Annotated in this window: 12 protein-coding genes; 7 read left to right on the forward strand and 5 right to left on the reverse strand. The window is 66.3% G+C overall.

Features of this window, described 5'->3' with window-relative positions; all coding sequences use genetic code 11:
* The first annotated feature begins 95 nt into the window (after positions 1-95).
* The 4 genes from pdxR to QRN67_RS07030 all read left to right on the forward strand — a co-directional run bounded on the left by pdxR (position 96) and on the right by QRN67_RS07030 (position 4,779).
* Positions 96-1,631, forward strand: a complete 1,536-nt coding sequence (gene pdxR, locus QRN67_RS07015) for a MocR-like pyridoxine biosynthesis transcription factor PdxR (protein ID WP_285411226.1) — start codon at positions 96-98, stop codon at positions 1,629-1,631.
* Between the two features lie 168 nt (positions 1,632-1,799).
* Positions 1,800-2,810: a taurine ABC transporter substrate-binding protein gene (gene tauA, locus QRN67_RS07020; protein WP_081267582.1), complete on the forward strand. Its 1,011-nt coding sequence runs from the start codon at positions 1,800-1,802 to the stop codon at positions 2,808-2,810.
* Between the two features lie 291 nt (positions 2,811-3,101).
* Complete coding sequence (locus tag QRN67_RS07025) at positions 3,102-3,890, forward strand: taurine ABC transporter ATP-binding protein (protein ID WP_285411227.1); 789 nt, start codon at positions 3,102-3,104, stop codon at positions 3,888-3,890.
* A gap of 31 nt (positions 3,891-3,921) precedes the next feature.
* Positions 3,922-4,779, forward strand: coding sequence for an ABC transporter permease subunit (locus QRN67_RS07030; protein ID WP_285411410.1), 858 nt, complete (start codon positions 3,922-3,924; stop codon positions 4,777-4,779).
* Here the strand turns inward: QRN67_RS07030 and QRN67_RS07035 are convergent.
* Both QRN67_RS07035 and QRN67_RS07040 read right to left on the reverse strand, forming a co-directional pair.
* Positions 4,697-5,713 (reverse strand): LysR family transcriptional regulator, encoded by a 1,017-nt coding sequence (locus QRN67_RS07035; RefSeq protein WP_285411411.1) that lies wholly within the window; start codon positions 5,711-5,713, stop codon positions 4,697-4,699. The two genes, QRN67_RS07030 and QRN67_RS07035, sit on opposite strands and share 83 nt — an antisense overlap.
* A gap of 137 nt (positions 5,714-5,850) precedes the next feature.
* The gene (locus QRN67_RS07040; RefSeq protein ID WP_285411228.1) at positions 5,851-6,777 is read right to left on the reverse strand and encodes a LysR family transcriptional regulator; all 927 of its coding nucleotides are present in this window, start codon (positions 6,775-6,777) and stop codon (positions 5,851-5,853) included.
* 120 nt (positions 6,778-6,897) lie between these two features.
* Here QRN67_RS07040 and QRN67_RS07045 point away from each other — a divergent pair, with 120 nt between their 5' ends.
* From QRN67_RS07045 to QRN67_RS07055, 3 genes are all read left to right on the forward strand, one after another.
* Positions 6,898-7,845 carry an alpha/beta fold hydrolase gene (locus tag QRN67_RS07045; protein WP_106938250.1) on the forward strand — a complete coding sequence of 316 codons (948 nt, stop codon included), beginning with the start codon at positions 6,898-6,900 and terminating at the stop codon, positions 7,843-7,845.
* A gap of 63 nt (positions 7,846-7,908) precedes the next feature.
* A complete protein-coding gene (locus QRN67_RS07050) occupies positions 7,909-8,700 on the forward strand; it encodes an SDR family NAD(P)-dependent oxidoreductase (protein WP_081267585.1) in 792 nt (263 codons plus the stop codon).
* Between the two features lie 271 nt (positions 8,701-8,971).
* A complete protein-coding gene (locus QRN67_RS07055; RefSeq protein WP_106938251.1) occupies positions 8,972-9,328 on the forward strand; it encodes a hypothetical protein in 357 nt (118 codons plus the stop codon).
* A gap of 31 nt (positions 9,329-9,359) precedes the next feature.
* Here QRN67_RS07055 and QRN67_RS07060 read toward each other — a convergent pair whose 3' ends face one another.
* Genes QRN67_RS07060 through QRN67_RS07070 form a run of 3 tightly spaced genes read right to left on the reverse strand, consistent with a single transcriptional unit; the run spans position 9,360 to position 13,410 of the window.
* Positions 9,360-11,273, reverse strand: coding sequence for a CHASE2 domain-containing protein (locus QRN67_RS07060; protein ID WP_285411229.1), 1,914 nt, complete (start codon positions 11,271-11,273; stop codon positions 9,360-9,362).
* Positions 11,274-11,326: 53 nt separating this feature from the next.
* Positions 11,327-12,670: a FecR domain-containing protein gene (locus tag QRN67_RS07065; protein ID WP_285411230.1), complete on the reverse strand. Its 1,344-nt coding sequence runs from the start codon at positions 12,668-12,670 to the stop codon at positions 11,327-11,329.
* Positions 12,667-13,410 (reverse strand): response regulator transcription factor, encoded by a 744-nt coding sequence (locus tag QRN67_RS07070; protein ID WP_159053788.1) that lies wholly within the window; start codon positions 13,408-13,410, stop codon positions 12,667-12,669. The genes QRN67_RS07065 and QRN67_RS07070 overlap by 4 nt, the downstream gene beginning before the upstream one ends.
* Positions 13,411-13,431: the final 21 nt, after the last annotated feature.

A 13,431-nucleotide genomic window follows, 5' to 3' on the forward strand; every position in this document is an offset into this window, starting at 1 on the left:
GGCGCCGCGATAGGGCCAGTTCCGGGGATTCGACCGAGCCAGAACGCCGCCGGGGTGCCGCAAATTGCGGCGGCTGCCCTAAACTGCGGCGCACCATGCCCAACCCGCGAGCCACCCAGTGGGCGCAGCTATTCGCGCTGCCCGACCAGCCGGCATTGCCCCTGCAGGCCCGCTTGCGGGCCGCGGTGGTGCAGGCCATTCTTGAAGAGCACCTGAGCCCCGGCGCGCCGCTGCCGTCGTCGCGCGAGCTGGCCGCGCTGCTGGGGCTGAGCCGCAACACCGTCACGTCGGCGTACCTGCAGCTGATCGACGAAGGCTTTCTGGAAGCGCGTCCGCGCAGCGGCGTGTTCGTGGCGCGCAACGCGCGGCCGCTGTCCGCCGCGCACGCGGAGCCGCTGGTGGGACGCAGCGGGCAGGCCAGCCAGCCGCCGGACTGGCAGGGGCGCGTGCTGCGCTCGCTGGTCGACAAGCCCACGCTGTCGAAGCCCGACCGCTGGCGCGACTACCCGTATCCCTTCGTCTACGGCAACTACGACCCGCAGCTGTTTCCCACCGAGGACTTCCGCGAATGCTGCGCGCGCAGCCTGGCGCGTTCGCAGCTGCCGCACTGGACGCCGGACTTCGAGACCGACGACGTGCCCGACCTCATCGAGCAGATCCGCACGCGTCTCCTGCCCAAGCGCGGCGTGTTCGCGCTGAAGGAAGAGATCCTGGTGACCATGGGCGCCCAGCATGCCTACTACCTGCTGGCCGAGGCGCTGTTCGACGAGCAGACGCGCGTGGGGCTCGAGGAGCCCGGCCATCCGCATGCACGCAACAGCTTTTCGTTGCGGCAGCCCAAGTGGGTGGAGGTCGATGTCGACGAGGACGGGCTGGTCGTCGATGCGCTGCCCGCGGCCGACTACCTTTTCGTCACGCCCTCGCACCAGAGCCCGACGACCGCGACCCTGAGCCTGGAGCGGCGCCAGTGGCTGCTGCGAAAGGCGGAGCTGCAGGACTTCGTGATCATCGAGGACGACTACGAGGCGGAGAACCTGTACGAAGGCACGCCGATGCCCGCGCTCAAGAGCCTCGACAAGACAGGCCGGGTGATCTACGTGGGGTCGGTGTCCAAGAGCCTGTCGCCCGCGCTGCGGCTGGGGTTCATCGTGGCGCCGCGGGCGCTCATCAAGGAACTGCGGGTGATACGCCATGCGATGGTGCGGCATCCGAGTGCGTTCCTGCAGCATGCGTATGCGCTGTTTCTTTCGCTGGGGCACCACGAGTCGCATGCGCGGCGGGTCAACCACGCGATGCAGGAGCGGCTCGCTCTGGCCGCCCAGGCGCTGCGCGACCATCTGCCCGATTTCGAGTTCCGGCTGCCTTCGGGTGGAGCCTCGATCTGGGTGCAGGCACCGACCTGGGTGGATGCCACGGAGCTGTCGCTGATGGCGCGCAACCACGGCGTGCTGATCGAGGCCGGCGATGTGTTCTTCGCGCGGCCGCCGTATCCGTGTCCGTTCTTCCGGCTGCGGCTTTCGTCCATTGCGGCCTCGCAGATTCCGGCGGGCATCCGGGCCTTGGGGATGGCCGTGGAGGAACTGGCTCTGGCGCGAGGCGAGAAGAGGCCTGCCGGCGCGCGGACGCACTGAGCCCTTGTCGATGGGGCCCAGGCTCGCGCGCACCGGTGGCGTGCGCGGCGCACCAGAACGAGGGTAAGTCCCGATCCACTGGCTCTATGCCGACTGCCGCGCTGGTACTTCCTGGCGGCGGGCGATCGGTGCAAAGTCCGCTTCGATTCACCTTCAGGAGAAACAGAGATGACCTTGTCCCGACGTCTTTCCCTCCAGTGCGCAGCGGCCCTCGCGACCGCGTTCACGCTCAGCGGCGCGGTGTTCGCGCAAACCAAGGAAGTCACCTTCGCCCACCAGGACATGCTGGTGCCGCTGCGACTGGTGATGGAATCCGGCGAGGTCGAGAAGGCCACGGGCTACAAGATCAACTGGCGCATGTTCGCGGGCGGCGGCGACGTGATCCGCGCGATGGCTTCGGGCGACGTGCAGATGGGCGAAACCGGCTCCAGCCCGCTCACGGCGGCGGCCAGCCAGGGCCAGGACATCAAGCTGTTCTGGATCTCCGCCGACATCGCGAATGCGGAAGCATTGGTGGCGCGCAACGGCACCAACATCAACAGCATCAAGGACCTGGCCGGCAAGAAGGTGGCCACGCCCTTCGTGTCGACGGCGCACTACCAGCTCATGGCCGGCATGAAGATGGACGGCGTCGACGCCAAGAGCGTGAACGTGATGAACATGCGCCCGCCCGAGATCGCGGCGGCCTGGGAGCGCGGCGACATCGACGCGACCTTCATCTGGGACCCGGTGCTGTCGAAGATCAAGGCCAACGGCAAGACCATCGCCACGTCGGGCAGCATCGGCAAGCGCGGCGCGCCGACCTTCGAGGGCATCGTGGTCAACGCCAAGTGGGCAGCGGCCAACGAGCCTTTCATGGTGGCCTTCGTGAAGGCGCTGAACCGCGCGAACGAGGAGTACAAGGCCACCGGCAAGAGCTGGACGCCCGATTCTCCGCAGACCAAGGCCATGGCCAAGTGGACCAAGGCCGACCCGAAGGACGTCGGGGCTGCGATGGCGCTGTACACCTTCCCGACGATGGCGGAGCAGGTTTCGCCGACCTGGCTGGGCGGTGGTGCCGCGAAGGCGATGGCCAACACGGCGGCGTTCCTGAAGGAACAGGGGCGGGTGCAGGAGGTGAAGCCGGACTACAGCGCGTTCGTTACCACTGCCTATGTCGACAAGGCGATGGGGAAATAGTTTTTTGGGGCGCGCTCACGCCGATGGGGTACCTTGCTCCGCGAATGTCCTCCGGGGCTTCGCCCCTCCTCCTTTATTTCGCTGCGCAAGGCACCCCATCGGCGTGATCGTTCAGAGCACTTGTTGATCGGCCAGCACAAGGACCGCGTCCATCGTGCACAGGGCACCGGGTGCTCCCCGCAGCGAAACAAAGGAGGAGCCCGAAGGGCGGGGGACATTCGCGGAGGGGAGTACCCGGTGGCCTTTGCACGCACCCCGAAAGAAAGACAGCAACCCGCATTGGAGAACTGAATGCCCACGCTAGACATCCGCGACATCACGGTCAACTACGCCGTCAAGGGCGGCACGCTGCAGGCGCTGGCCCCCGTCAACCTCACGATGCACGACGGCGACTTCGTCGTCGCGCTCGGTGCCTCGGGCTGCGGCAAGACCACGCTGCTCAACAGCATCGCGGGCTTTCTGCCGCCTTCCACCGGCGAAATCCTGCTTGACGGCAAACCCGTGTCCGGCCCCGGTGCCGACCGTGGCGTGGTGTTCCAGAAACATGCGCTGATGCCCTGGCTCAACGTGCGCGACAACGTGGCGCTCGGCCTTCGCCTGAGCGGTGTGGGAAAGGCCGAGCGCGACCGCATCGCCGAAGAAAAACTCGGCCTCGTCGGCCTGCAGAAATACGCCGACCGCGCCGTGTATGAACTGTCGGGCGGCATGCAGCAACGCGTGGGCATTGCGCGTGCATTGGCCAGCGACCCGGCCGTGCTGCTCATGGACGAGCCCATGGGTGCGCTCGATGCGTTCACGCGCGAGCAGGTACAGGAAATTCTTCTGCAGGCCTGGTCCAAGTCGAACAAGATGGTTTTCTTCATCACCCACTCGGTGGAAGAGGCGCTGTTCCTGGCCACGCGGCTCATCGTGATGAGCCCGAGCCCGGGGCGCATCTCGCACGTCTACGACGACGTGCCGTTCTCCCGCCAGTACCTGTCGCACGGCGATTCGCGCAAGGTGAAGTCGGAACCCGAGTTCATCCGCATGCGCGAAGAAGTGCTGTCCATCATCCATCACCGCGAGGCCGCCCATGCATGAGGTCGTCACCGTTGCATCGCCCAGCGCCGTCATGACGCAACCGCCACCGTCCAAGCCTGCCGCGCCGCCCGCTCCCGCGGCAGCAGGCGCCAAGCTCAAGACCAGCGCCTTCAAGGTGCCGGGCGAGGGCTCGAGCGTGACCATCAGCGTGGTCACGGTCGTGGCGCTGGTGGCGCTGTGGTTCATCGTCACCAACATGGGCTGGGTCAAGCCGCTCTTCCTGCCCACGCCGCAGGCCGTGTTCCAGCAGTTCTACGAATACCTCACCGGACAGGCCAACGACAAGCCGCTGTGGCAGCACTTCCTGGCGAGCATGTTCCGCGTGTTCTCGGCCTTCTTCCTGGCCTGCGCCACGGCCATTCCCGTGGGCATCGCGATGGGCATGAGCCGCTTCTGGCGCGGCATCTTCGATCCCCCGCTGGAGTTCTACAGGCCGTTGCCGCCGCTGGCCTACCTGCCGCTCATCATCATCTGGTTCGGCATCGACGAACTGCCGAAGGTGCTGCTGATCTTCCTGAGCTGCTTCGCGCCGCTGGCACTCGCCGCGCGCTCGGGCATGCGCAGCGCCTCGCAGGAGCAGATCAACGCTGCGTACTCGATGGGTGCGAGCTACATGCAGGTCATCCGCCACGTCATCTTGCCCTCGGCGCTGCCCGACATCCTGGTGGGCATGCGCATTGCCATCGGCTTCGGCTGGACGACGCTGGTGGCGGCCGAGATGGTGGCCGCCAACATGGGGCTGGGTCAGATGGTGCTGAACGCTTCGAACTTCCTGCGCACCGACATCGTCATCATGGGCATCATCGTCATCGGCGTGGTGGCCTATCTGTTCGACTTGCTGATGCGGTGGCTCGAGCGACGCCTTGTGCCCTGGAAAGGGCGCATGTAGGCGGCGACACCGGCGACGGCGCGGGCATGGGCGGCAGCACCGGGTCACTGTCTTCGGTGACCATCGACTGTTCGAGGAAATCCAGCATCGCCCGCATCGCCGCGCTGTTGTGGCGGCGCTGCGAATACGCCGCGTACAGCCAGTGATCGCGCGGCATGTGCTCGCGCAGCACCGGCACCAGCGCACCGCGCTCCAGGTGCGACTGCGCCAGAGGCTCCGGCACGTAGGCCACGCCCACGCCGCGCAACGCCAGCTCGATCAGCGCCACGGCATCGTTGGCCTCCATGCGGCTGTGCACGGCCACCTCGTGCGCCTTCCCGTCGGTCTCGAAGGGCAGGTGCGTGGTCGGCATCGAGGCATAGCTCAGTACGTCGTGCCGGCCCATGTCTTCCGGCACCTGGGGAATTCCGCGCTGTGCCCAGTAGGCGGGCGAGGCGCACACCACCATGTCGAACTGCACCAGCCGGCGGACGATGAGGTTCATGTCGTCGATGCGCCCGCCGGTCAAGTGAATGTCGATGCCTTCGCCGATCAGGTCGACCTCGCCGTTGGTGAAGACCAGGCTCACATACACATCGGGGTAGAGCTTGATGAACTCGGCGATCACGTCGGACATCCACCCCGCGATCAGCCCGTGCGGCGCGCTCATGCGCAGCCTTCCGCGCGGATGCGAGCCGTGCGCCTGCAGGTCGTTGAGCGTGTTCTCGGCCATCGTCACCAGTTCGGTGCTGCGGTCGAGCAACACCTGGCCGGCGTCGGTGAGGCTCAGGGAGCGGGTGGAGCGGTTCAGCAGGCGCACGCCGCTGCGGGTTTCGAGTTCCGCGACGTAGCGGCTGACCGTGGCTTTCGACATGCCCAGAGAAATCGCCGCGCGGGAAAAGCTGCGCCGAAACGCAACTTCGCGAAATGTTTTGATGAGATCGAGGCCGTCCATGGTGGCCGGATTGTTCCAGCTTCCTGATCCGGGGTTTTTCGCGGGGGCATCGTCTGGCTGGGGCTCGCGGCGGCGCTTGTCTGCCTGCGCCATGGATGCGCCTGCCATGTGCGTCTTGTGGTCCGGAGCTTCCTGAATCAGCTGCCAACCGCCGCCAATTCGCCATCCTCCCGCGGCGAATCTTGAAATGCGTTGACCAGAAAGTCGACCATCACCCGCACCTTTGCACTGAGGTGTCGGCGGCTTGCGTAGATCGCCAAGATGTCGATGGGTGGCATGCGATAGCCGGGCATGACCTCGACCAATCGTCCGGCCTGCACATCGTGGCCCACCACGAAGCTCGGCTGCCAGATGACGCCGACGCCTGCGAGTGCCGCGGCTCGAGCAGTATGGCCGTTGTTGGCCCGCATGGCCCAGCGCACGCGCACGGATTCCAGTGTTCCGCCGGGGCCGGCGAACTGCCATTCGTCGGATGTCGCGCCGTACGTGTAGCCCAGGCACAGGTGCCGCGAAAGGTCCGCCGGGACCTTGGGCATGCCATGGGTCGCGAGGTATTCGGGCGAGGCGCAGACCAGGTTCTGCGAGCGGCCGAGGCGGCGCGCGATGTGGTTTCCCGACGTGGTCCGCGAGATGCGTATCGCCAGGTCGTAGCCCTCTTCGACGATGTCGACCACGCGGTCGATGAGCGCGATGTCCAGCTCGACATCGGGATACTTCGCCATGAACTGCGGCCACAGGGGCGCCAGCACGAGGCTGCCGAAACTCAGCGGCGCGTTGATGCGCAGGCGCCCACGCGGCTGGAGCGACGCGGTGGTGGCCAGCGCTTCGGTCTCCGCCACTTCTTCCAGAATCGACTTCGCCCGGTCGAACAATGCTTCACCCCCTTCGGTGAGCGACAGGCGGCGCGACGTGCGGTTGATCAGCCGTGTGCGCAAGTGGGCTTCCAACTCGTTGACGTAGCGCGTCACGTTGGCCGGGGAGGTGTCCAGCGCGTCGGCCGCCTTGGTGAAACTGCCCCGCGCGACCACCGTGACGAACACCTCGTAAGCACGCAATCGGTCCATGGGCGTCGGTTCCAATCATTCATGAAAGCTGAATGAGTAAACCACTTTTGGGGCCTTTGTGGAAGTGAAGCTGAATCATAAATTCTCCTCACCCCAGACACCGACAGAAAGGATCTCAGCATGACCGATACCCATCCCATCCCCACCCGCCGCGCGCTGCTCGCTGGAGCAATGGCTGCTGGTGCCGCGCTGACCATGGGCGCCACGGCGCACGCCGCACCTGTCGTCGACGCGGTGCCAGGCTTCCGCGCAGGCACGGCAGAGGTGAACGGCACCCGCATCCACTACCGCATTGGCGGGATCGGGCCGGCCGTGGTGCTGCTGCACGGCTACGCCGAGACCGGGCACATGTGGAACCCGCTGATGCCGCTGCTGGCGAAAACGCACACCGTGGTCGTGCCCGACCTCCGGGGCGCCGGCAGTTCGTCGAAGCCCGAGACGGGGTACGGCAAGAAGAACATGGCGGTCGACATCCACGAGCTCGTCCGGTCGCTCGGCATTCGAAGCGCCAGCATCGTCGGCCACGACATCGGCCTGATGGTGGCCTACGCGTATGCCGCGCAGTTTCCTTCCGAGACCGACAAGGTGGTGCTCATGGACGCGTTCCTGCCCGGCATCGGCGAATGGCAGAAGGTCTGGCTCCTGCGCGACCTCTGGCATTTCCATTTCCACGGCAAGACGCCGCTGGCGCTTGTGAGCGGGCGAGAACGCATCTACTTCGAGCATTTCTGGAACGACTTTGCGGCCGACCCGAATCACTCGGTGCCGGAAGCCGATCGCCGGTTCTATGCCAAGGCCTACGCGCAGCCGGGCGGCATGCGTGCCGGATTCGAATACTTCAAGGCCTTCGAGCAGGACGCCGCCGAGTTTGCGGAAATGGGCAAGACGCCGCTGCCCATGCCGATGCTGGTCCTCTCCGGCGAAAAGGCCGGCGGGACTTTTCTTATCGAACAGGGCAAGATGGTCGCAACCAACGTGCAGGGCGTGATCGTCAAAGGGTCCGGGCACTGGCTCATGGAAGAGGCGCCGGACCAGGTCATACCGGCATTGATCACCTTCCTCGGCTAGCCTGAGGGCTCGAACAGTGGAACTCAACGGGCACAAACGTCGAATCGACAAAGGAGAATCAACATGGACCTTCAACTCAACGGCAAGCTCGCGCTGGTGAGTGGCAGCACCGCCGGAATCGGTTACGCCATCGCGCGCACGCTGGCCCAGGAGGGCGCAAGCGTGATCGTGAACGGCAGATCGCAGGCGGCGGTCGACGAAGCGGTGGAGCGCATCCGCTCGGAAACGCAAGGCACGGTGCTCGGCCATGCCGGCGACCTCAGCCGGGCCGACGCCGCCGAGGAGGCGGTGCGCCGTCACCCCGGCATCGGCATCCTCGTCAACAACCTGGGCATCTTCGAGGCCAAGGCCTTCGAAGATATTCCGGATGAAGATTGGCAGCGCTTCTTCGACGTGAACGTGCTGAGCGGCGTGCGCCTTGCGCGCCTGGTGCTGCCGGAGATGAAGCGAGCGAACTGGGGAAGGATCATCTTCATCTCGAGCGAGAGCGCAGTGCAGATACCCACCGAGATGATCCATTACGGCATGACCAAGACCGCGCAGCTTGCGGTTTCGCGTGGGCTTGCGGAATCGGTCGCCGGCACGAACATCACGGTCAACAGCGTGCTTCCGGGCCCGACGAAATCGCGCGGCGTCGGCGACTTCGTGGAAGGCATGGCGCGATCGAGCGACAAGAGCTTCGAGCAGGTCGAAGCGGAGTTCTTCGATCACGTCCGCCCGACATCGCTGATCAAGCGCTTCGCTTCGCCGCAGGAGGTGGCCTCGCTGGTGGCCTACGTGGCAAGCCCGCTCGCTTCAGCAACCACGGGCGCGGCACTTCGCGTCGACGGCGGTGTGGTCAAGAGTGCCTTCTGACCCGAGGCATTTGCGACGGCGATCGGAATCTGTCCGAGCTTGGTGCGCAACAGGCACACACTGAAGATGCCGCCGGGAACATTCAACGTTTGCAAGCTTTTGAAGCTGACCTGTTCGCCCAAGTAGTATCGGAGGCTGGTCTCCAGCGAGCGCCTGATCTGACCGCAGCCAGGCTTGGCAACAAGCCTGCGCGACAGGCCCCGTGCGCTCTCGGGAGGATTGCCGATCCGTTCCCCGAGGGGAGAGCGTCAGTCATGGCGCAACCGACGAAATGCGACAAGTCATCTACTACTCGCTGATGCTCCTGCTGGGCTTCTTCTGGTACCGGTATGGGCAGAAGCTTCTTCGCCAGGGGCCTCGAGACGAGAACGACGAACTCGCCAAGGGGCCATTGGGTCCCGTGGGCCTGCTGATGTCCGCCGGCATTGCCTGCACCCTGTTTTTCTTCATGATGCGCGGATTGATCCGCCGCGAGATCCCGTGTGTTGGAAAAGGCTGCCAGAGCCAGCTTTACACCCTGGCTGCGAATGCGGCCGACTACTGGGCCAACATGTTCTTCCTGCTTTGGATGGTGCTCGGCCTCGGCTATGCGGTGTACGTGACGCTCAGGATCTGGTTGCGGCCGTAGCGCCGTTTCGACCAGGACTTCGCAGGCCATGTCATGCCCTGGCGATCGGCAACGTCACGGTGAATACACTGCCATGCCCCTGCGTGCTGCTGACTGCAACGGTGCCACCGTGCCGCTCCACGACCGTCTTGACCAGGCGCAACCCCAGCCCGTGCCCTCTTGCGGCGTCTGATTTCGTATCGCGTGTCCCGAACTGGCTGTAGCGGTCGAACAGATAGGGCAGCGCCGAAGACGGAATGCCTCCGCCCTGGTCGCTGACCGTCACCACGGCCGCGGCATCCCCTGCCGTACAGGCCAGGCCGAGCTCGGTCCGGCTGCCGGCCGCGCTGTACTTGATGGCGTTTTCCATCAGATTGAAGAACGCCCGTCCCAGCAGGCGCGGCTCCATGAGGAGCCAGCATGCGGAGTCTTCGCTCGCGTCGTTGTCGGGCAGGCTCAGCCGCAGTTCGATGCCGCGGTCTTTTGCAAGCGGCCACGCGCGTTCGAAAACTTCGATCAGCAGTTGCGCCAGGTCGACCTCTTCGCAGACATAGCGCTCGCCCTCCGCGCGCAGCTGCAGCACGAAGTCGTCTGCCAGCCAGAGCGTGGTCTGCACCTGAAGCTCGATGCGCTCGTACAGCATCGCGCTGGCGGGCGTGAGCGGCGGCTGCGTGCGCAGCAAGGCCAACACGGCGGACTGCGGCGCTCGCAGGTCGTGCGACAGCAACTGCAGGGCCTCGGTGCGTTGGCGCTGGGCCTGCTTCTCCGCCTGGAAGCCGCGGTCCAGCGCATCGACCACGTTCTGCCATCCATCGCGCGACGGCTTGGACGGCGCCGGTTGCATCGCGTCGGCGCGCTTGTACAAATCCGCCAGCAGCACCATCAGGCGTCGCCAGCTCCAGAGCACATAGCCGAGCAGCGAACCCGCCAGGCAGATGCTTACCGGAAACCACAGATGACCGCCCAACTGCAGGGCGGTCGTGGTCGCGAGGCTTGCCAGCAAAAACACCGGAAGGCCCAGCAGGGATGTCTGCGGCCCCGAGCGCCAGAGCCACGTCATCCAGCCGAGCAGTGCCAGCGCCGTGACGAGGGTCTGAACCCGAACGCTGACCGGCGCAATCAGCTGTCCGCGCAGAAGGCCGTCCAGTGCGGCAGCACCTATTTCCACGCCCGGCATGAGTCCGGAGCCGCCGGAGACGGTGGTCGGGTGCTGGTCTCCGAGGCCGGTTGCGGTCAACCCGACCAGGATGGTCTTTCCCCGGAGCATGGCATCGGGCACCTCGCCGCTCAGCACGCTGGCGTAAGGCACCGACCGGTAGTGCCCCGGTGGGCCCGAGAACGGAATCAGCATGCGAGAAGTGCGCGACCAGCCCGTGCCGTCCGGCGGTGCGTCGACGCCGCTTTTCGGCACGTCGACGCCGCTGGCCCGCGCGAGCGCGACGGATAGCGAAGGCCAGCGTTGCTCGCGGATGCCTTCCTGCATGTAGAGACTTCGCACCACGTTGTCGCGGTCCACCTCCACGTGGATGTGGCCCAGCCCGGTCACCGCGCTCTCGATCAGGGGCAAGGGGTACAACACCTCGGGCGCGCGCCCTTTCACCAGTGGCGAATGAAGGCTCACCGGAAGGAACACCGGGCACACGTCGCGCAGCGCTGAAAACGCACGCGCGAGCCCGGCATCGGATGCAGGACTGCGGGCGGGCTCGCTGAAGATGATGTCTAACGCCACCGCACGCGGCCTGGCCGCGGCCAGCCGCTGCAAGAGCCTGGTGTGCACATCGCGGGGCCAGGGCCAGCGGCCCAGTGCCCGCAGGCTGGCGTTGTCGATCGCAATGATCAGGATGTCGTCGCGCGTGGGTTGTATGTCGGCGCGCACCAGCGCGTCATAGAGCATCAGGTCGAAGCGCTCCAGCATGTTGGTGCGCTGCATGAGCAGCGCAAAGCCCAGCACCACGATCAAGCACATGAGCCACTCCTGGCGCAGGCGACGCAATGTGGAACGTGCGGCCGCTGCAGGCATCAGCGTGCGCCCTCCACCCACAAGGGCAGTGTCGGCCCGAAGCTCACGCTGCGCTGGCCCTGCGCGACGACTGCGGCGCAGGCGCGCCAGTAGTACTGGCCCGGCGGCAGCGCGGCCACGCGCACGGCGTGGGCCTGGAGACCATCGGCTCTGACGATCATGCGCGAAAAGGCCGGGTCCTCGGCAATCTCCAAGCAGTGCAAGGCACGGGGTACCGGCTCCCATTCGAATTCGATGGCGCCGGCCCTGGCCAGCCAGCGAGCGCTGCCGCCGGCCGGCGACTGTGGTGCGACACCCCTGGAGAAGCTGCCGACGGCCGCGCGTCCCTCGACGCCGTCGGAGTTCACGGCTGCGACGCGCGAGAAGTAGCTGCCCGGCGCGATGCCGTCGAACAGCGCAAGTTCACGCCCGCCCGTACGCGCGGTGCGCTGTTCGGCCACGAGGTCCAGGAAGAGCGCGTCGCGCGCGATCTGGGCGCGATAGCCGCTGGCTCCGTCCACCTCGTGCCAGGCGAGCAGCACGCCTGGCTGGTTCTGCGGTTCCCCCGCGTCGGACAACTCTGGTGCCGGCAGGAGCGGCGTGGCGGCCGCGGTCGGGCGATGGCCTCCCACTACCGCGCCTTCGAGTTCGGAAACGAAGATCTCCGGAAGGCCGCCGGTCTGCACCACCACGCGGCTTTCGAGCACGCTCACAGCCACCTCGTCCTTGTCGGTCACGCTAACGCGGAAGCGGGTGCCCCGGACACCCACGGTTGCGATGCGCGTGCGCACTTGGAACACGTCGCGGCCCGAGGGGTGGGCCTGTGGCGGCACGCGCGACTCGACTTCGCCTGCCTGCAGATCCAGCAGGGCGCCCCGCTGGCCTGATGGCATCGCAAAGCGCAGCAGCCTTACCGACGAATTCGATGGCAGCGTGCAGAGCGAACCGTCGGGCAGGCGCAGCGTGACGAAGCCGTCCGGGCCCGTAGTCACCAGCGCGCCTTTGGCGACGCGCATCGCGGCCATGGCGCCGCCTGTGCCTCTTTCGCCGCCGTGTTCCGACACCCGCACATCGCCGCTCGCCGCGACCACCACGGCATCCGCGCCACCCTCGGCAAATTGCAGCACCGTGCCGATCTGCAATTGCCGCGGCTCGCCCACGCCGTTGCTGTCCCGCACCGCGGGCCAGAGTTGCGCGCGGCCCAGGTGCGTGCGCGCAATCTCCCAGAGCGTTTCGCCAGCACGCACCACATGCGGCGCCAGCCGGGGCGCTGCATCTAGCCCGGCATCAGGCGCCGGAGGCTCGGCCTGCGCCGACAGCGTGCCCGCAAGCCCTGCGAGCAACCACCACCAGCGCGCCGTCATTCGAGGCGATCCAGACGGTAGCCGAATCCATAGAGCGCCTGCAACTGGAAGCCCTTGGCGATCGTCAGGCCCAGGCGGGTCCTGACGCGCGATACGTGCGTGTCGATGGTGCGCGAAGCGGCCTGGCCCGACCACAGCAACTGATTCAGATGCTCGCGCGACAGCGGTTCGCCCAGATGGCGAAACAGCAGCCGCGCGACTTCGAACTCCCTGAGCGGCACGCGGAACTCTTCGCTGCCGTTGCGAATGATCTGGCCCGCCGAGCTGAAATGCCAGCCCTCGATTTCCTCGCCGTCGAACTCGATCGTGCGCGGCTTCGCGTTGCGCAGAAGCACCTGGATGCGCGCGAGCAGCTCGAAGGGACGCCAGGGCTTCACCAGGTAGTCGTTGGCGCCGCCGTTGAGCGCCTGAACGATTTCGAACTCCCCGTCGCGCGCCGTCAGCATCAGCACCGGCACGCTCAGGCGCAGGTCGTCGCGGATGCGCCGGAGCACTGTGTAGCCGGGCAGGTCGGGCACGTTCCAGTCGAGGATGAAGATGTCCACGCTCTCGCGGCGAAGCATTTCCAGGAATGCTTCGCCGCGCTTCTGGTGGATGACGTCATGGCCATTGTTCTTCAGCAGTTCGATGACGGCCTGCGCCTCGGCCGGCGAGTCTTCGAGCAGCGCGATGCGCGCGCACACGGCAGACACCTTGCTCGACGTGTACGTCACGGCCGGGCCGCGAATCAGCCCGCTCATGTCAGGTTGCATCTTCTGGAC

The sequence above is a fragment of the Variovorax sp. efr-133-TYG-130 genome (assembly GCF_030208835.1).
Classification (GTDB): Bacteria; Pseudomonadota; Gammaproteobacteria; order Burkholderiales; family Burkholderiaceae_C; genus Variovorax.

Coding starts and splice junctions, on each gene's coding strand:
- pdxR (WP_285411226.1), top strand. CDS start 96: ATGCCCAACCCGCGAGCCACCCAGTGGGCGCAGCTATTCGCGCTGCCC.
- tauA (WP_081267582.1), top strand. CDS start 1,800: ATGACCTTGTCCCGACGTCTTTCCCTCCAGTGCGCAGCGGCCCTCGCG.
- QRN67_RS07025 (WP_285411227.1), top strand. CDS start 3,102: ATGCCCACGCTAGACATCCGCGACATCACGGTCAACTACGCCGTCAAG.
- QRN67_RS07030 (WP_285411410.1), top strand. CDS start 3,922: ATGACGCAACCGCCACCGTCCAAGCCTGCCGCGCCGCCCGCTCCCGCG.
- QRN67_RS07035 (WP_285411411.1), bottom strand. CDS start 5,713: ATGGACGGCCTCGATCTCATCAAAACATTTCGCGAAGTTGCGTTTCGG.
- QRN67_RS07040 (WP_285411228.1), bottom strand. CDS start 6,777: ATGGACCGATTGCGTGCTTACGAGGTGTTCGTCACGGTGGTCGCGCGG.
- QRN67_RS07045 (WP_106938250.1), top strand. CDS start 6,898: ATGACCGATACCCATCCCATCCCCACCCGCCGCGCGCTGCTCGCTGGA.
- QRN67_RS07050 (WP_081267585.1), top strand. CDS start 7,909: ATGGACCTTCAACTCAACGGCAAGCTCGCGCTGGTGAGTGGCAGCACC.
- QRN67_RS07055 (WP_106938251.1), top strand. CDS start 8,972: ATGCGACAAGTCATCTACTACTCGCTGATGCTCCTGCTGGGCTTCTTC.
- QRN67_RS07060 (WP_285411229.1), bottom strand. CDS start 11,273: ATGTGCTTGATCGTGGTGCTGGGCTTTGCGCTGCTCATGCAGCGCACC.
- QRN67_RS07065 (WP_285411230.1), bottom strand. CDS start 12,670: ATGACGGCGCGCTGGTGGTGGTTGCTCGCAGGGCTTGCGGGCACGCTG.
- QRN67_RS07070 (WP_159053788.1), bottom strand. CDS start 13,410: ATGAGCGGGCTGATTCGCGGCCCGGCCGTGACGTACACGTCGAGCAAG.